This is a genomic window from Nocardia tenerifensis NBRC 101015, from assembly GCF_000308715.1.
In the GTDB taxonomy this organism is placed as follows: Bacteria; Actinomycetota; Actinomycetes; order Mycobacteriales; family Mycobacteriaceae; genus Nocardia; species Nocardia tenerifensis.
On sequence record NZ_BAGH01000007.1, the window covers coordinates 1 to 17538 of the forward strand.

At 68.2% G+C, this 17538-nt stretch carries 16 protein-coding genes; 4 read left to right on the top strand and 12 right to left on the bottom strand.

All coding sequences use genetic code 11. The features are described from left to right. On the top strand, nucleotides 1-931 hold a 931-nt coding region (locus ON39_RS00410), incomplete at its 5' end, for a DMT family transporter (RefSeq protein ID WP_255219219.1). 9 nt (nucleotides 932-940) lie between these two features. Here the strand turns inward: ON39_RS00410 and ON39_RS00415 are convergent. Both ON39_RS00415 and ON39_RS00420 read right to left on the bottom strand, forming a co-directional pair. Then, nucleotides 941-2479: a Rieske 2Fe-2S domain-containing protein gene (locus tag ON39_RS00415; RefSeq protein WP_040729369.1), complete on the bottom strand. Its 1539-nt coding sequence runs from the start codon at nucleotides 2477-2479 to the stop codon at nucleotides 941-943. A 107-nt stretch (nucleotides 2480-2586) separates the two neighbouring features. Further along, nucleotides 2587-3483: a hypothetical protein gene (locus ON39_RS00420; protein ID WP_051186123.1), complete on the bottom strand. Its 897-nt coding sequence runs from the start codon at nucleotides 3481-3483 to the stop codon at nucleotides 2587-2589. Between the two features lie 122 nt (nucleotides 3484-3605). Here ON39_RS00420 and ON39_RS00425 point away from each other — a divergent pair, with 122 nt between their 5' ends. Beyond that, the gene (locus ON39_RS00425; protein ID WP_040729371.1) at nucleotides 3606-4349 is read left to right on the top strand and encodes a lysophospholipid acyltransferase family protein; all 744 of its coding nucleotides are present in this window, start codon (nucleotides 3606-3608) and stop codon (nucleotides 4347-4349) included. A gap of 17 nt (nucleotides 4350-4366) precedes the next feature. Then, entirely contained in the window at nucleotides 4367-5113 is a 747-nt protein-coding gene (locus tag ON39_RS00430) for a lysophospholipid acyltransferase family protein (protein ID WP_040729407.1), read from the top strand. A 3-nt stretch (nucleotides 5114-5116) separates the two neighbouring features. Here ON39_RS00430 and ON39_RS00435 read toward each other — a convergent pair whose 3' ends face one another. After that, nucleotides 5117-5980, bottom strand: a complete 864-nt coding sequence (locus tag ON39_RS00435) for an AraC family transcriptional regulator (protein ID WP_211336349.1) — start codon at nucleotides 5978-5980, stop codon at nucleotides 5117-5119. A gap of 86 nt (nucleotides 5981-6066) precedes the next feature. Between ON39_RS00435 and ON39_RS00440 the strand changes: the two genes are divergently transcribed. Continuing rightward, nucleotides 6067-6951 (top strand): NAD(P)H-binding protein, encoded by an 885-nt coding sequence (locus ON39_RS00440; RefSeq protein ID WP_040729373.1) that lies wholly within the window; start codon nucleotides 6067-6069, stop codon nucleotides 6949-6951. A gap of 66 nt (nucleotides 6952-7017) precedes the next feature. Here ON39_RS00440 and ON39_RS00445 read toward each other — a convergent pair whose 3' ends face one another. From ON39_RS00445 to ON39_RS00485, 9 genes are all read right to left on the bottom strand, one after another. After that, nucleotides 7018-9264: a heavy metal translocating P-type ATPase gene (locus tag ON39_RS00445; protein ID WP_040729410.1), complete on the bottom strand. Its 2247-nt coding sequence runs from the start codon at nucleotides 9262-9264 to the stop codon at nucleotides 7018-7020. A gap of 56 nt (nucleotides 9265-9320) precedes the next feature. Then, the gene (locus tag ON39_RS00450; protein ID WP_040729375.1) at nucleotides 9321-10244 is read right to left on the bottom strand and encodes a DUF8832 domain-containing protein; all 924 of its coding nucleotides are present in this window, start codon (nucleotides 10242-10244) and stop codon (nucleotides 9321-9323) included. A gap of 23 nt (nucleotides 10245-10267) precedes the next feature. Further along, nucleotides 10268-10477 carry a heavy-metal-associated domain-containing protein gene (locus tag ON39_RS00455; protein WP_040729378.1) on the bottom strand — a complete coding sequence of 70 codons (210 nt, stop codon included), beginning with the start codon at nucleotides 10475-10477 and terminating at the stop codon, nucleotides 10268-10270. A 179-nt stretch (nucleotides 10478-10656) separates the two neighbouring features. Then, on the bottom strand, nucleotides 10657-11361 hold the full coding sequence (locus ON39_RS00460) for a sterol desaturase family protein (protein WP_083894176.1): 705 nt from the start codon (nucleotides 11359-11361) through the stop codon (nucleotides 10657-10659). Nucleotides 11362-11369: 8 nt separating this feature from the next. Next, complete coding sequence (locus tag ON39_RS00465) at nucleotides 11370-12182, bottom strand: FadR/GntR family transcriptional regulator (RefSeq protein WP_040729380.1); 813 nt, start codon at nucleotides 12180-12182, stop codon at nucleotides 11370-11372. Between the two features lie 31 nt (nucleotides 12183-12213). After that, nucleotides 12214-13467, bottom strand: coding sequence for an MFS transporter (locus ON39_RS00470; RefSeq protein ID WP_085998106.1), 1254 nt, complete (start codon nucleotides 13465-13467; stop codon nucleotides 12214-12216). A gap of 4 nt (nucleotides 13468-13471) precedes the next feature. Next, nucleotides 13472-14134, bottom strand: coding sequence for a hypothetical protein (locus tag ON39_RS00475; protein ID WP_051186127.1), 663 nt, complete (start codon nucleotides 14132-14134; stop codon nucleotides 13472-13474). Further along, on the bottom strand, nucleotides 14131-15810 hold the full coding sequence (locus tag ON39_RS00480; protein ID WP_040729382.1) for an ABC transporter family substrate-binding protein: 1680 nt from the start codon (nucleotides 15808-15810) through the stop codon (nucleotides 14131-14133). Before ON39_RS00480 ends, ON39_RS00475 begins: the two co-directional genes overlap by 4 nt. A 32-nt stretch (nucleotides 15811-15842) precedes the next feature. Next, nucleotides 15843-17522 (bottom strand): ABC transporter family substrate-binding protein, encoded by a 1680-nt coding sequence (locus ON39_RS00485; protein WP_040729384.1) that lies wholly within the window; start codon nucleotides 17520-17522, stop codon nucleotides 15843-15845. Nucleotides 17523-17538 lie beyond the last annotated feature (16 nt).

A 17538-nucleotide genomic window follows, 5' to 3' on the forward strand; every position in this document is an offset into this window, starting at 1 on the left:
TGGGGTTCGGGTTGTGCATCGGGGCCGGGGTGGCGGTGCAGGGGCGGATCAACGGGGCGCTCGGTGCGCGGTTGCACGACGGATCGCTGCGGCCACCGTCAGTTTCGGCCTCGGGCTGCTGGTCCTGGTGCTCGTGTTCGCGTTCAGCGGTCGCCTGCGCGAGGGCGCCGCGCGGGTTCGGGTCGCGCTGGCGGCGGGCACGCTGCGCCCGTGGCATCTGCTCGGCGGGCTCTGCGGTGCGCTCTTCGTCGCCTGTCAGGGCCTCACGGTCGCGGCGATCGGCGTCACGGCGTTCACGGTCGCCGTGGTCGCGGGCCAGCTGCTGAGCAGTCTCGTGGTGGATCGCCTCGGCGTCGCGCCGAACGGCCGGACTCCGGTCACCGCGTTGCGGTTCGGCGCGGCCGCCCTCGCCGTGATCGCCGTGCTGGTCGCGGGTTCGGGCCGCTCGGGCGCGCCGATCGGCGCCCTCTCGGTCCCCGACTCTTTGCGCGGTGCGCCGACCGCACTGCTGATCGTCCTGCCCGCCTTGGCGGGCATCGGCATGGCCTGGCAGCAGGCGGTCAACGGTCGCGTCGGTGCGGTCGGCGGCGCGCTGTCGGCCACCCTGACCAACTTCTGCGTCGGCCTTGTCGCCCTGGTGGTGCTGGAGGGCGTCATCGTGATCGACTCCGGCCTACCGACCGAATTCCCCACGCGGCCATGGCTTTATGTCGGCGGCCTGATCGGCGTGGGGTTCATCGCCCTGGCCGCCCTCACCGTCCGCTGGATCGGCGTCCTGCTGCTCGGCTTGACCTCCGTGGCGGGCCAACTCCTGACGTCGATCGTGCTGGACATCGCCGCCCCGACCGAGGCGGGCCTGTCCGTCACCGCGGTAGTGGGCAGCGCCCTGACCCTGGTCGCCGTCGGCATCGCCACCCGCTCCCACGGCTGAGCGCGGGTCTCAGCTCAGCTTGCGTGAGCGCAGTTCGTGTCCCTTGGACGTCTTACAGCGCCCCGACTCCAGGTCCCACTGCCAGCCGTGCAGGTTGCAGGTGAGCGTATTGCCCTCCACCACACCGAATTTCGACAGGTCCGCCTTGAGGTGCGGGCAGCGGCGCTGCACCTCCCACCCGGCCAGCTCGGTCGAGGCGGAGTCGTCGTGCGCCTCGGCGAACCAGCCGTCGGCGTAGGCGATCCGCTCGTCGGTGAGACATTTGAAGAAGGTGTAGAGGAACTCGTTGTAGCCGCCGATCCGCCACGCCTGGAAGCGGGTGGACAGGAAGATGGTGTTCACCCAGTCGGGTTCGTTGTCCCGCAGCACCGTCCGCACCAGCTCGGGCGCGATGCGGAAACCGTAGCGGTACTTGCCTTCTCCGTCGATCGGCCCGCGCACCACGCGCTTGGGGAAGTCCAGGACCACCGTCTCGTCGCCGATCACCAGCCCGACCGGGTAGCCGATGCCGTCGCAGATCAGATCACTCTGCGCCATGATCGGCTCGAACAGCGCCTTCAGCGGTTCGAGCAGCGGGCCTTCGCCGGTGGCCCAGGTCTGCTTCTCCGCCGCGAGCACCGGCGCGAGCCGCTGCGCCATCAACTCGATGTACTCGGCCTTGTTGTCGTAGATCAACCCGGGCTCGAAGGGGTGGGTCAGCTCCAGCTCGGCCCCGCGGACGTCGGCGACGGACCCGGGGATCATCAGGATCCCGCCCTCGTTGCCGTGGATGCGCATCTGCTCCAGGAACACCATCTGGTCCGGGAAGATATTGCCCTCGTCGCCGTGGTCGTCGTTGAGGTAGCGCAGCTCGTCGTCCAGGAACACCGGCGGCCCGGCCGACGGCACCACCCAGGTGGCGCCGACCTGCTCGATGTAGCTGCGGCACCGGTCCATGCCGCGCTGGCGCTTCTGCTTGCCGAAGTTGGACTTGGTCCGGCTGGGGATGTCGTAGACCATCGGGTACCAGATGGCGCCCGAGTACTGCAGCAGGTGGATGTCGACGTGGCCGAACGCGTCGTGCAGCACGTCCATGTCGACCGGGCGGGCGTCGTTCATGTTGAAACACGTGGTCTCGCCGTCGGAGACGACCAGCCCGGAGTCGCCGATCGGGCCGTCGGCGGGCGCGCGCAACGCGATGATCATGATGTCGATCTCGGCGCCGTTGGCGCTGATGGTGTGCTTGACCGAGTCCTCGGTCTCGAAGAACTTGTGGAAGCCGAGCTTCTCCAGTTCGCGCTTCAGATCCGGCACCGGGTAGTCCGGCAGCAGCACCGTCGCGTCCTTGTTGACGTGCTCGGCCAGGTTCTTCGCGTCGAAGTGATCGCGGTGCAGGTGCGAGACGTAGAGGAAATCGCAGTTGCCCAGCTCGTCCCAGTCCAGCTGGGTGTTGTCCGGGAACGGGAACCACGACGCGAAGTACGCGGGGTTGACCCACGGGTCGCAAAGGATCGACCCCGCCGCGGTGCGGATGTGGAATCCGGCGTGTCCGACGCTGGTGATCTGCACGAGCTGCTCCTCCTACCGTTACCAGCCCTCCAGGGTAGTGGCTGGGTGGACCGGCGGCCGACGCGGTGCCGCCGGTGTCGGGGGCGTCGTCGCCGAAGCGGGCGCGACTACGCGGAAACGTCGCCGATGCAGTAGCCCTGGGCGCCGGCGACCAGGGTGAAGGTCCGGGTCTGGGTCGTGCCCGCGGGGTTGGTCACCGGGACCTGCACCGCGATGTAATCCCCGCGTAGTCGCTCGGAGCTGATCTCCTGATCGGCGAATTTGGTCGCGCCGGTCAGCTTTCCGGGAGTGACCGCCAGCGGCGCGGGGATCCCCTTGCCGGTGCCGGTGGGATCCCATGTCGCCGGCGTCGCCTTACAGATCAGCGGGTAAGTGCCCTCCTTATCGGCGGCGTCGAGCGGCGTGCCGACGAATCGGGCCAGGTAGCGGCGCACGGTGTGCCGGGCGTCGGCGTCGTTGTAGTCGATGTCGGCGCCCGCCGAGGCGACCCGCGGGCAGGCGTAGCCGGTGTCGAGCGCGGCGCGGTCGACGGCGACGGTGGTGTTCCTGGTCTTCCAGGTGATGCCGTCCGAGGTCGCCGTGCCGGGCTGGGCGAGGGCGGCGAGAATGGACTGCTCGTCGGCGTACATGTCGGCCACGTTGCGCGGCGCGATGGTCCAGCACTTGGCCTGCAACTGCGCGACGGTGGCCGTCTTCAGGTCGTCGGCCCAACGCCGCACCGAGGCGGGCAGTTCGGTGACCGGGCCGACCGAGGGCGCGGCCGCCGCGGTCGTGAACGGCACGGGAGTCGCCGGGATGGCGGCGGGCGGTGTCTTGCTCACGGCCGAGACCGCCACCGGCTCGTCATCGCCCGGGATGCCGACCGTCGAGTCACAGCCCGCGAGCACGAACGCGCCGGTGAGCGCCAAGCCACCGAGCAGGACCCGCGTGCCGCCCCGTCGAGTGAACTCCGCGTGCGGCGTTTTCCGGTCGCGTCCAGAGGGATTCGGACGGGCGCATTCCACTTCGACGATCCTCTTCTCTTACACCATGCGACGGGCCGATCGAGCCGCCCCGGACCCGGCGTGACCCACAAAGCAGCGGCCCACTGCCGGAGGGGACAGTCAGCGACTACGCTAGCGGAATTGTGGAACCCGTCTACCGGACGATCATCGGCCTCGCCCGTACCGTCTTCTTCGTCGAAGGCCTGAAGTTCACCGTCAAGGGCGATGAACATATCCCCGCGCGGGGTGGTGCCGTGCTCGCGGTCAACCACACCGGGTACATGGACTTCACCTACGCGGGTCTACCGGTGCGCACGCCCAAGCGCTATATCCGGTTCATGGCGAAGAAGGAGGTCTTCGACGACAAGATCTCCGGCCCGATTATGCGCGCGCTCAAGCATATTCCGGTCGACCGGGGCGCGGGCGCGGACTCCTACAAGGCCGCGGTGGATTACCTGCGGCGGGGTGAGCTCGTCGGCGTGTACCCCGAGGCGACCATCAGCCGCAGCTTCGAGATCAAGGACTTCAAGTCCGGTGCCGCGCGCATGGCCATCGAGGCCGACGTGCCGATCATCCCGATCGTCATCTGGGGCGCGCAGCGGGTGTGGACCAAGGGTTTCCCGAAGCGGCTGGGCCGCACCAACACTCCGATCTCCATCGCCGTCGGCGCGCCGATCCCGCCGTTCGAGCCGGCGTCGGAGCTGACCGCCGAGCTGCGCTCGACCATGCAGGAGATGCTGCTCGACCTGCAGAAGGACTACCACCACGAGCCGGGCGCGTACTGGGTCCCCGCCCGTCTCGGCGGCAGCGCTCCTACCCTGGAGGAGGCCGACGCGCTCGATGCCGCCGAGGCCGCGGAGAAGGCCGCGCGGAAGAAGACGGCCTAGTAACAGCGGAGATGCGGATGGCGCGGGAACCGGTTTACGACGTACTCACCGGCTTGGTCCGCACCATTTTCCTGGTGCAGGGTCTGCGGATCAATATCGCGGGCCAGGACCGGATCCCGAGCTCCGGCGGCGCGGTGCTCGCCGTGAACCACACCGCGTACCTGGACTTCATGGAGGTCGGGCTGGTCGGGCGCCGGTCAGGGCGCAATGTGCGATACATGATGAAGGCCGAACTCGAGCACGGCATCGTCGGCTTCCTCATGAAGCACTGCAAGGCGATCGGCGTCGACCGAACGGCGGGCGCGCAGTCCTACAGTCGCGCCGTGCACGCGCTGCGCGATGGCGAACTCGTCGTGGTCTACCCGGAGGCGACGATCAGCCGCAGCTTCGAGTTGAAGGAGTTCAAGTCCGGCGCCGCCCGCATGGCGATCGAGGCCGGCGTCCCGATCATCCCCGTGGTCATCTGGGGCGCCCACCGCGTCTGGACGAAGGACATTCCGAAACGGCTGGGCCGCCATCGGTTTCCGATCAATATCCGCGTCGGCGAGCCCATACCACCGGCGGAACCTCCGGAAACCCTCACCGCGACGCTCCGCACCCACATGAGCGAGCTGCTCACTGAGGCCCAGCGCGACTACCCGATGGAACCCGGCGCCCGCTGGGTCCCCGCCCGCCTCGGCGGCACCGCGCCCACCCTGGCCGAGGCCGCCGTCCTCGAGCAGGAAGAACTGGCTCGCCGCCGCGCCAAGTCCCAGCGTCCCTGACCCTCAGATGCGGTCGAGCGGCCGGCAGGGGGAAGGTGTGGGAACCGCGCCACGCAGGAACGAGCGCGGCGGGACACCCATGAGGGTGCGGAAGTCGGCGGTCATGTGCGACTGGTCGAAGTAGCCGTTGTCGGCGGCGAGCTGAGCGAGCGAGGTCGCGTCGGGCGGCTCGTGCTCGCCTCCGCCGACGGGGGTCCCGGCCCGCACCTGCGACAGGATGCGGCGCACGCGACCTATTCGCGCGAAATGCTTGGGGGAGACGCCGATCCCGGCGGTGAACAGGTTGCGCAGCTGACGTTCGCTGACGGCGAGCTCGCGGGCCAGGGCGGTCATGGAGCGACCGTCCGGCCGCGCCGACAGCGCCGCGACGGCCGAGCGCAGGATGTCGCGCTGCGCCCGTCGGGTAGCGTCTTCCGAGATGCGCTGCGGCAGTTGGTCTTTCAGAAACGCGAAGATCTCGTCGGCGTCCAGCTCGTTCAGTTCGCCCGCGAGACCGGCCGCGATGCCGGGCAGATCCGTGAGGCGGACCACGCGATCGGTGAGGGCGGACGCGGGCACGCCGAGCAGCGGCCGGACCGCGCCCGGCGCCAAACGCAGCCGCAGACACGCCGCCGGCTTGTCCGGCTGGTAGTAGCGGGCCCTGGTCTGTGGCCCGATCACGAACGCCGCGCGGGGCGCGGACTCCTGCCTGCGCAGCACGATCGTGGTCGCGGCTTGGGGGACATGGGCGAACGACCCGGCCGGGTCGCGGATCGTCGGAATGCGCCCGAGCTCGGTGAGCCAGGGCCGCAACGACTCCGGCGCGGGCACCGTCGCCTCGACGAGGTCGGCCGTCACGACGAGCGCCGGACGCGAGAGGGTGGTCACCGGATCCACTGTAAGCACCGAACAGGGGACCGGGTGTGCCGAATTTTCCTAGAGAACCGGCTGGTCGAGACAGCAGCGTTGGGCTCATGATTCTGATCACCGGTGCCACCGGCACCATCGGCAGCGAGATCGTCCGGCAATTGGCGGCGCGCGGCGAGCGGGTCCGCGCGGTCACCCGCGACCCGGCCCGGGCCCAGTTTCCCGACGGCGTCGAGGTGGTCCGCGGCGACTACCATGACCCGGCCTCGATCGCGGCGGCCGCGTCCGGCGCCGAGGCCGCGTTCGCCGTCGGCATGCTCGGGCCGGAGTACGCCGATCTCGACCGCGCGCTGATCGTCACCGCGGTCGAGGCCGGAGTTCGCCGCATCGTGAAGCTCTCCGCCATCGGCACCGGCGAGGCCGAGCTGGGTCACATCGGCGGCTGGCATCTGCCCGGCGAGCGGGCGGTCAGGGACAGCGGCGTCGACTGGACCATCCTGCGCCCCAGTTCTTTCGCCTCGAACACGTTGAGCTGGGCCGACGCGATCCGCACCGGGCAGCCCGTGCCGAGCATGACCGGCGGGGGCAGTCAGGGCGTCGTCGACCCGCGCGACGTCTCGGCGGTGGCGGTGGAGGCGCTGCTCACCTCCGAGCACGCCGGCCGCGTCTACACCCTGACCGGTCCCGAACTGCTGACCGCCGCGGACCAGGCCGCCGTGCTCGCGGAGGTGCTCGCCCGTCCGGTGGAGGTCGTCGATGTGCCGGACGCGGTCGCCCGCGAAAACATGCTCGCCGCAGGGCTTTCCGAGGAGTTCGTCGCGGGCGCCCTGGCGGGCCAGGCCTATGTTCGAGGGGGCGGTAATGCCGTCGTCACCGACGACCTGCGCCGAGCCCTCGGCCGCGCACCCCGCACCTACCGGGAATGGGCGACCGATCATGTCCACGCGTTCCTCGATGCGCCGGATCTGCCCCGCAAGGTCTCCATCACCTAATGCGTCGGCTCGCGCAACGCCGAACGGGGCGGCACCGTTGGGTGCCGCCCCGTTCGATCGCTCGAATTACGCCGCGGTGGAGCGGAAGGTGCGCAAGCGAAGGCTGTTGCTGACGACGAAGACCGAGGAGAACGCCATGGCGGCGCCCGCGAGCATCGGGTTCAGCAGCCCGGCCATGGCCAGGGGGATGGCGGCGACGTTGTAGGCGAAGGCCCAGAACAGGTTGCCCTTGATGGTGCCGAGCGTCCTGCGGGACAGGCGAATCGCGTCGACCGCGGCCCGCAGATCGCCGCGGACCAGCGTGAGATCGCTCGCCTCGATGGCCACGTCGGTGCCGGTGCCCATGGCCAGGCCGAGGTCGGCCTGCGCCAGCGCCGCGGCGTCGTTGACCCCGTCGCCCACCATCGCGACGACCTTGCCCTCGGCCTGTAGCCGTTCGACGGTGTCGACCTTGTCCTTCGGCAGCACCTCCGCGATCACCTCGTCGATGCCGACCTGGGCGGCGATGGCCGCCGCGGCGGCCTTGTTGTCGCCGGTCAGCATGATCGGGGTGAGCCCGAGGGCGCGCAGCTGCGAAATCGCCTGAGCCGACGAGGGTTTCACCGCGTCCGCGACCACCAGCACACCGCGGGCCTTACCGTCCCAGCCGACCGCCACCGCCGTCTTGCCCTCGGCCTCGGCGTCCCGCATGGCCCGTACCAGCTCGGCGTCGAGCTCCTGCGACCAGTCCGCGAGCAGCCGGGCCCGGCCGACGACCACCGCGTGCCCGTCCACCACGCCCTGCACCCCGAGGCCCTCGATATTCGCAAAGCCCTCGACCGCTTGCGGCGCACCGACTTTCGCCGCGGCGCCCTTGGCGATCGCCTGCGCGATCGGGTGCTCGGACGAGTCCTCCAGCGCCCCGGCGAGCGCGAGCACCCGATCGGCGTCTTCGCCCTCGGCCGCGACGACGTCCAGCAGGGTCATCCGGCCGGTGGTGACCGTGCCGGTCTTGTCGAGCACCACGGTGTCCACCCGCCTCGTCGACTCCAGCACCTCCGGGCCCTTGATCAGGATGCCGAGCTGCGCGCCGCGACCGGTGCCGACCATCAGCGCGGTCGGCGTGGCCAGCCCGAGGGCGCACGGGCAGGCGATGATCAGCACCGCGACCGCGGCGGTGAAGGCGGCGGCGACCGAACCGCCGGTGCCGAGCCAGAATCCGAGCGTCGCGACCGAGAGCGCGATCACGATCGGCACGAAGAACCCCGAGATCTGGTCGGCCAGCCGCTGCGCCTGCGCCTTGCCGGTCTGCGCGTCCTCGACCAGCTTCGCCATCTGCGCCAGCTGAGTGTCCGAGCCGATCCGGTTGGCCCGCACCACGATCCGGCCGCCGACGTTCACCGTCGCGCCGACCACCGCGTCGTCGACGCCGACCTCGACCGGCACGGACTCGCCGGTCAGCATCGAGGCGTCCACGGCGGAGGAGCCCTCGACCACCACGCCGTCGGTGGCGATCTTCTCGCCCGGCCGGACCACGAACCGGTCGCCGACGGCCAGCTGCTCGACGGGTATCCGCTGCTCGGCCCCGTCGCGCAGCACCGACACCTCCTTGGCGCCGAGCTCGAGCAGCGCGCGCAGCGCCGCGCCGGCCCGTCGCTTGGAGCGCGCCTCGAAGAAGCGTCCGGCCAGGATGAACGTGGTGACGCCCGCCGCGGCCTCCAGGTAGATGCTGCCCGTGCCGTCCATCCGCGAGATGGTGAACTCGAACGGGTGCTTCATGCCCGGCGTGCCCGCCGTGCCCCAGAACAGCGCGTACAGCGACCAGCCCAGCGCGGCGAGGGTGCCCATCGACACCAGCGTGTCCATGGTGGCCGTGCCGTGGCGCAGGTTGGTCCACGCCGCGCGGTGGAACGGTAGCGCGCCCCACACCACCACCGGCGCGGCCAGCGTCAGCGACAGCCACTGCCAGTTGGTGAACTGCAGCGCCGGGATCATCGCCATCGCGATCACCGGCACCGTCAGTACCAGCGAGACGAGCAACCGGGTGCGCAGCGAGGCGGTCGGATCCGGCTCGGCCGCAACGGTTTCCGTGACCTTCGGCGTGGGCAGGGTCGCGCTGTAGCCGGCCTGCTCGACGGTGGCGATCAGGTCCTCGGGCGAGATATCGCCGGTCACGTCGACGCGGGCCTTCTCGGTCGCGTAGTTCACCGTCGCGGTGACCCCGTCGAGCTTGTTCAGCTTCTTCTCGATGCGATTGGCGCAGGACGCGCAGGTCATGCCGCCGATCACCAGTTCGACCTGCCCGATGCCGGGTGGTTGTTTCGTGGTGGTCATCGTGTGCTCCGTTCTGTGCGGCACGGTAGTGGAGATTCGGTCGGCGGCGTCGGCGATCAGTGGCCGTGCGCCGGTTCGGGGGCGGGCGCGCCGTGGGTCACCGGCTCGGCCGTCGCGGCGCCCTGGCCGACGGTCAGGGTGAACTCGGCAGTGCGGACCACGCCTTCGTGCTGGAAGTCGAGGAACAGTCGATAGTCGCCCGCGCTCGGCGCGGTGACGTAGAAGGTGATACCCGGTCCCGAGGGGGTGATGCCGTCGCCTGGCTCACCCTCCGGGTGGACGTGCAGGTAGGCCAGGTCGGCGGCGCGCAGCGCGACGAGGTGGCCGTAGGCCGCCAGGTAGGGCTGAAGATCGGTGACCGGTTTGCCGTCCCGGCTTACCGACAGCGTGATCTTCGACGACCGGCCCACGTTCACGGTGCCGTCGAGGGTGACCGTGTAGTCGCCGACCGTGCTGGTGGTCGACGCGGCCGGTAGCGGTCGCGGGGCATAGTCGCCCGCGACGCGCAGATCGGTGGCCAGGGTCAGGTTCTGACCGCCCTCGGGGATGAAGTCCGCGAAGACGCGGTAGTCGCCCGCGCGGGTGAGGTCCAGGGGGACGCTCCAGGTTCCGTCGCCGGCCAGGGCCGGGTGCACGTGCTGGAACGCGGCCATGTCGCGGCGGACCACGATGAGGTGCAGGTCCTTGTCGTGGTTGCGCTGGTAGCGGGTCAGCGGTGTGCCGTCCTGGTTCAGGATGCCGAAGCGCAGCGGGACGTTCGGAGCCGCGGCGGTGAGCGCGGTGTCCAGCCGCAGGGTGTATCCGTCCTCGGTGGCCATCGTGGCTCCCGCCGCGTCGGCCCGGGTGGGCGCGGCCGCGTCGTGCGCGTGCGAATCAGAGGTGGCCGGCTCCGGGCCGATCGTCGCGCCGACCGTCACGGCGATGCCGAAGACGGCCGCGAGGCCGAGGGCGAAGCCGGCGAACTTGGTGGATGCCTTCATCGGAAACTCCGTGTGTCTCGGTGTCAGCCGGTGACCGTGTAACCGGCCTGGCCGACCGCCTCGGCGATCGTCGCGCGGTCGATCGGCGCCGCGCTGTCGACGGTGACCCGGCCGGTGGGGAGGTCGACGGCGACACCGGTGACCCCGTCGAGGCGGCCGATGCCCTCGCGCACCCGTCCGGCGCAGCCGCCGCAGGTCATTCCGGTGACGGTCACGGTGATCGCGGTGCTCATGGTGTCTCTCCTTCTGTCGCGACGGCCTCCGCCGTGCTGATGAGAATTACCATACCCCCCTAGGGTACTGAGTCAAGAAGTTCTTTCGAGGAGATCGGGGTGCGCCTGGTCACAGACGTCTCGAGACACGAAAAAGCCATCGCCCCGGAGTGGGGCGATGGCTCGTGGACGGTGGCGTGTCAGCTCGCGTGGAGACGGCGTGCGGTGGGGGAGGACTCGGTGTCGGCGGGGTCGGGGTGCGTGCCGAAGAGGCGGTCCGCCGTGCCGGAGGTGGTGACGGTGAACCAGTAGTGCTCGTTCTTGTAGTGGTGGTGGCGGTGATTGCGCCACACCGCCCGGTAGAGCGAGCCTTTCGGCTTGTAGTCGGTGTGGATGAGGTAGTGCGTCCACTCGTAGCCGAGGCCGAGGGTCGTGATGGTGAGCAGGAACGTCAGGCCGAGTCCGAGGCGCGGAAAGGCGAAGGCGGCCAATGCGATCAGGACCACGACCAGCACCGAGAGCGTCCTGGTCGGGATGAAGATCAGCGGAATGTCGCGCGGATCCACATGGTGCGCACGGTGTTTGCGGGCGAGCTCGCTGTCGATCGGTATCGGGCCGAGTTGCCGAGGCCGCCAGTGCAATACGGTGACGTGCACGATCCACTCGAAGATCGGGAAAACTGCCAGAATCGCCGCGGGCACCAGCGCGTCGGTCGATTGCCAGTCGCCGACCAGCACCCGGCCGATCAGGGCCGCGAGGAGCGTGAGTCCGATGAGCCATGGCGAGGGGTGGCGCAGGAACTCGCGGAACGCCGCGGCGAGGGTGAGCCCGCGCCGCAGCGACCGTTCGTCGTTGCGTACCCGTGCGGCGGCCGAATCCTGCTGTGATGGACGAGATTTCGTCATGGTGTTTCCTAGGTGAAGCGTGCCCGGGGTCCGTCGAGGACCTCGAGCAGTGCGGTGGTCGCCGGCTCGAGCAGAGCTCGGGCGGTATCGGCGGCCTCTTGCGGCCTGCCCGCCACGATGGCGGCGGCCAGTTCGCGATAGGCCCCGACATTGCCCACCTCGGCGGACATGATCGGGGCCAGCGCCGCGAGCGCCGGTTCATAGGCGGCGCGCAGCATGTTGAACATCAGCCGGAACACGATCGAGTCCGCGGCGTCCACGACGAGATCCCAGAACTCCATCGCGTGCCGCTGCTGCGCCACCAGGTCTTCCTCGATCGCCAGTGCGGCGATGCAGTTCTCCAAGGCTTCGCGGACCGTATCGCGTTGCGCGGCAGGCGCATTCGTCTCGGTTCGGGGCATCTTCGCGGAAGCTGGTCGCGCGTCCGGAGTCGAGCGTGGCGCGGCCTCGGCCAGTCGCGATGCGGCGAGCTCGGCGACCTTCGGCCCGTTGTGCAGCCGCGCCTCCAGGATGCTGCGCGCCACCGCGGGCTCGAGCTCACCACGCTGCACCAACAGCCGAGGCAACACCTCTAGCCCCGCCCCGCGCCGATAGTCCAGCACGGTCGTCGCGTCCCCCTGCCGCACCGCCACCAACCCCGCCGCCGCCAGCCGCTGCAACGCCTCCCGCACCGCGGGCCGCGAGACCCCCAACGCCTCCGCCAACTGCCGCTCGCTGGGCAAACTAACCCCCGGCGCCAACTCCCCACTCAACACATCCGCCGCGATCTGCTCGAAAACATCCCCCGACACCGACCGCTTGACCACAGGTTGCAACGCCATACCCCCACCCTCCGCCAAATAGGTCAGGAGGTCAAGTGGTCAGACCAATTTGATCAAGCCCTGCTCGGCTCCGCCAAGGCAGCAACAACGAACTCGCCAAGACGGCGACGGCCGCACACCCGATGGCGAACCGGACGCTGGTCGCCGCCGCCAGAGCGCCGCCCAGCGCGATGAAGACCGGCTGACAGCAGCGCGAGGTGATGGACCACGCGATGCCTACCCGCGCCATGAACTCGTCGTCCGTCGCGCGCATGCGGAACGCGGTGAACACCGGATTGAACACCCCCGCGCAGAACAGCAGCGCCGTCTCCGCGATCACGACGACGACCAGTCCGGACACCCCGGGCCCGGCGAGCACGAGCAACCCCATCCAGCAGGTGCGCAGTACGCCGAAGCCGAGCAGAACGTCGCGTTCACCGAAGCGGGCGATCAGTCGCCCCGTCAGCAGCGATCCGACGATGCCACCGAAGCTCGGGATCCCGAGCGCTATGCCGTACTGCCACGGCGAGAGACCCAGATCGCGCAGCATGAGAACTGCCAGCAGTGGACCGGTGAGTCTGACGGCGCCGCCGAAGACCATCGCGTTCCAAAACAGCGCATGGAGCGTGCGGTGCCGAAAGATGTGGGTCCACCCGCCGCGAATATCGGCCGTCCAGTGGCGCTCGATCTCCGCCACCGGTGGCGGAGGCTCAGGCTGTGCCAACGAGCGAACCCCCAACGCGGACAGTAGGAAACTAACGGCATCGATCAGCACCGTGACACCCGCCCCGAAGACTCCGATCAGCATGCCGCCGATCGGCGCGCCGACACCGGAGACGGTCCAGAACGTCGTCTCGAATCGGCTGTTCGCGGTGGCCAGCATCGAGTCCGGCACGAGAGCTTTGAGGTGCGCACCACTGGCGGCGTTGAAGACCATCGTCCCCAGCACCTGGGCGGTGGCCACCGCGCACAACTGCGCGTAGCCGAGAATCCCGAACGCCATTGCCACCGGCACGGTCGCGAGCGTCACGAAACACAGCAGGTCCGCGCTGATCATCACCGGGCGTTTGCGCCGGAACTCGACGAACGGCCCGAGCGGCAGCGCGACCACCGCGCCGACCACCGCCGAGAGCGCCGCGAGCAACGCAACCCGAAAGTCGGACGCCCCCACCACAATGATCGCGATCAACGGCAAAGCGCCTGTGCTGAGCGCACTTCCGAGTTGGCTGACGGTGAATGCGGCCCAGAGGCGATGAAAGTCCGTGGAGAGCTTTGGCTCCGCCGCCAGGGCGGATCTTGCGATCAACTGCTCAGCTCGGGTCGGAGCCGCGGATGGCGGATAGCCAGAGGGCGGTGGCGGCGGCGACTGTGGTGGCGGCGAGGAAGGTGGTGAGGGTGCCGCCGTCGATGTAGATCCACAGGAGGGCGGCGAAGGGGGCGGCGACGGTGGGTTGGGCGTCGAGGAGGAGGCGGCGGCGTAGGCGGGTGGCGGTGGTGGTGAGGGTGGGGGCGTCGGGGTCGGGGAGCGACGGGTTGTCGATGAGGCGGCCCGGGGGTTCGGTGGCGCGGATGCGGCCGGCGGGGTAGAGGCGGTGGCCCGCGACGTGGATGGTTCGGTCGGTGAGGTCGGCGCGGGTCGGGGTCATGCTCACGAAGGCCGGGTCGAAATACACCGGCAGCCAACGCGGACGGCCGGTCCCGCTGATCTCCAACCACGAGCGGCTCACCAGTCGATGCTGCTGACGAATACGCGAAATGCCAACGCCGCGAGCGCTTCCCGCAGGCCAGAACGCCAAAACCCCCTTAGCGACGGCGATCCGGTAGCCCGAATACCCAGCGATCCCCAGCACCACCGTCATCAACCCCGCAACCTGGCCCAGATCGCCGAACGGCGCCCAAGCGAGGCATACCGCCAGGGCGCCGATCGTCACGCTGATCGGATAGGCCAGAGGATGGCCCGATCCGAAACTCACTTCAGGAAGCCAACTTTGGTGTAGTCCAGCGACGCCAGACCCGCCGCGCCATAGTTGGCGAGGTTGGCACGCACCGCCACGTTCCCGGTGGACTGCATCAGCGGCAGGGAGTGACCCTCCTCGAAGACCTTGCGGTCGATCTGGTTGGCCAGTTCCATCGCCTTCGCCGGATCGAGCTCGGAAATCGCCTGTTCGATCAGGTCGTTGAGTTCAGGCGAGCCGATCCGTCCGTAGTTGCCCTGGAGATCGTTCGGGTTGTATCCGTAGATCTGGTTCAGGCTTCCGAGCGGGAACGGATCGCCCACCCACGACCACTGCGCCACATCGAAATCGCCGGGCTGGATCACGTCGGTGAAAAAGCCCTTGCCAGACTTGGTCTCGATGTTCAGCTTGACCCCGACCTGGGCCAGGTTCTGCTGGATGATCTGCGCGATCTGTACCCAGGTGTCCTCGTTGTACATGATGTCGCGAAGCTCGAGCTTGCGGCCGTCCTTCTCGCGGACATCGCCGTTGAGTTTCCAACCGAGGTCGTCGAGTTCCTTGGCGGCGGCAGCGGGGTCGAAGCCGAGACTGTTGTCCTGATAACCGGCCTGGCCCTGGATGTACACATGGTTGTTGAGCGGCTTCGGGCTCTCGACCAACCCGTTCTGGATCGCGGTCACGATGCCTTGCCGGTCGATTGCCTTCGAGATCGCCACGCGCAGCTTGGGATCTGATAGCACCGAGCCCGGCGCGCCGTTGAACGTCAGATGGTTCCAGCCGTTGCCCGGCGCCCGCCGGATAGCCACACCGGCGGTGTTCTTGGCGGTCTTCAACTCGTCCCGAGTGCCGAGAGCGGCCACGTCGATCTCGTTGTTCTGCAGCGCGGGCAGATCCGCGGAACTGTCGAGGATGCTGTAGGTGATCGTGTCGAGCTTCGGTGTGTCACCCCACCATTTCGGGTTGCGGCCGAGCACGATCCGACCCTGCGAGCGATCGGTCGACTGCACGATGAACGGCCCGGCCGTGAGCCCGATCGCGTCCACCTCGCTCTTGTTGAACGACTCCGGCGTAGCGGTCACCGTCTTCGGCACGAGGAACGAGTTGCCCGCGAACTGGCCGCGCCACTCGGCGAAATGCTGCTTGAAGGTGATGATCGCCTGTCGATCGTCGACACCGCGTTCGACCTTCTCCACCCGATCGAATCCGCTGTTGTTCGCGATCAGGAAGGACTTGTCGGCGCCGCTGAGCGCGTTCGCTTGGGATTGGATGTCTTCCCAGGTGATCGGACTGCCGTCGGACCACACGGCCTTGGGATTGATCGTGTAGGTGACCTGCTGAGGGCTGGTATTGGTGAGCTGGACATCGGTGAAGTAGTCGGTGTTGACCGAAAGCTCGCCCGCGGCATTGGTTTTGAACGCTCGCGGCATCATCGGGCGTTCCAGGCTGCCGATCTCGTAATCGTTCCCGTCATTCGACAGCGTGTTCCAGTTCGCGGGATACGCCGAGATGGACAGTCGCAGATTGCCGCCGTCGCGCAGGTCCGCGACATCGTGGGGATTGATGTCGTTGGTCGTGCCGACTGCGGCGGCCGCGCCTTTCGGCGCTGCCTCGTCGTCCGAACCACACCCGGTGGCCACGAAACCGACGGCGAGCAGGGGAACCGTGAGGAGGGTCACCGATGAACGAAGCCGCACGGTTCGCTCCTTTCAGCAGACAAGCTGCGTAGTCACTTCAGGAACCCGATCTTGGTGTAGTCGTAGGACGCCATGCCCGCCGCACCGAAGTTCGCGAGATTGTCGCGAACAGCGACATTGCCCGGAGATTGCATGAGCGGTAGCGAGTGCCCTTCCTCGAAGACCTTACGGTCCACCTGGTTGGCCAGTTCGATGGCCTTCTTGGGATCGAGTTCCGAAATGGTCTGTTCGATGAGGTTGTTGAGTTCGGGTGAGCCGATTCGGCCATAGTTGCCCTGCAGATCGTCCGGGTTGTAGCCCCAGATCTGGGACATGCTGCTGAGTGGGAACGGGTCACCCACCCAGGTCCACTGTCCGACGTCGAAATTGCCCGGCTGGATGACATCGGTGAAAAGGCCGGTGCCCGGCTTGGTTTCGATGTTCAGCTTCACGCCGATCCTCGCGAGGTTCTGCTGGATGATCTGCGCCATCTGCACCCAGACGTCCTGGTTGTACATCACGTCACGGATCTCCAGTTTTCGGCCGTCTTTCTCGCGGACATCGCCGTTGAGCTTCCAGCCGAGCGCGTCGAGTTCCTTGGCCGCCGCATCCGGATCGAAGGGCAGGCTGTTGTCCTGATAGCCGGCCTGACCCTTCAGATAAATGTGATTGTTCAGTGGCGTCGGGTTCTCCACCAGCCCGTTCTGAATCGCGGTGGCGATGGCTTGGCGATCGATCGCCTTCGAGATGGCGACGCGCACCCCGGCGTCGGCGAGCAGCGAGCCCGGCGCACCGTTGAAAGTGAAGTGCGACCAGCTGTTACCCGGTGCGCGCCGGATAGCGATTCCCGGCGTATTGCGCGCCGTCTTCACCTCGTCCCTGCTCGCCAAGCCGACTGCGTCGATCTCATTGTTCTGCAGCGCGGGCAGCAAGGCCGAGTTGTCGAGGACACTGAAGGTGAGTGTGTCGAGCTTCGGGTTGTCACCCCACCACTTCGGATTGTGGCCGAGGACGATGCGACCCTGTGCCCGGTCGACGGACTGGACGATGAACGGGCCCGCCGACAACGTGAGGCCTTGCAACTGGCTCTTGTTGAACGCCTCGGGGGTAGCGGTGACCGACTTCGGGAAAAGAAACGCGTTGCCCGAGAACTGCCCCCGCCAGTCGGCATAGTGCTTGCTGAAGGTGATGACTGCCTGTCGATCATCGACACCACGTTCGACCTTTTCTACCCGGTCGAACCCATTGCTGATGGCGATCAGGAAGGACTTGTCCGCGCCGCTGAGTGCCTTCGCCTGGGATTGGATGTCTTCCCAGGTGATCGGACTGCCGTCGGACCAGACGGCCTTGGGATTGATCGTGTAGGTGACCTGCTGAGGGCTGGTATTGGTCAGCTGGACATCGGTGAAGTAGTCGGTGTTCACCGAAAGCTCCGCTGCCGCGTTGGTTTTGAAGCTGCGGGGCATCACCGGTCGCAGCAGCGCCGCCGTGTCGGCGTCATTGCCGTCGTTGTGTAGACCGTTCCAGTTCTGCGGAAACGAACTCAGCGCGAGACGCAGGTTTCCGCCGTCACGCAACTCACTGACATCCTTCGGATTGATGTCGTTGGTGGTGCCGAGCGCGTCCGTCGAACCGGCCGGTGCACCGCTGTCGTCGGAACTACATCCGCCCACGATCAGGCCGATGGCGAGCAGCGGAATCGCCATTCGCGTTGTCACTGAACGAATCCGCATGGTCCGCTCCTTCTCG